Here is a 273-nt window from a genome sequence, read left to right as displayed (position 1 = left end):
GTGCGGCTCATCGTCATCGACCCGAATACGAAAGCTATCGCGCTGAATGATTTGCGTGCGCAACTGGTCGAGCTGCGTTACGTCTCCATACTGACGAAGCAGGACTCCGGGGCTTACAAGTACGAATCGCGTCTGAAGGAAGTGCCCGTCGAGGAACGCAAGCTCGCGCTGCCCGTGGCAGGGCTCGACTATCCGCTACGCACCGATCAGCCAGGCAACTACGCGTTGCTGATCCGTCGCGCCGACGGCAGGGAAGTCAATCGTGTGCAGTAC

1 protein-coding gene is annotated in these 273 nt (G+C 59.7%); it reads left to right on the top strand.

Going from position 1 to position 273, the window contains the following annotated elements:
• A partial coding sequence (locus NCS67_RS31815; RefSeq protein WP_250437934.1) for a hypothetical protein occupies nt 1–273 on the top strand: 273 nt, incomplete at both ends.

It is taken from the genome of Caballeronia sp. ATUFL_F2_KS9A, from assembly GCF_023630765.1.
Lineage (GTDB): Bacteria > Pseudomonadota > Gammaproteobacteria > Burkholderiales > Burkholderiaceae > Caballeronia > Caballeronia zhejiangensis.
Note: the sequence above shows the minus strand (reverse complement) of the source record. Positions and strands in the feature narration are given on the sequence as shown.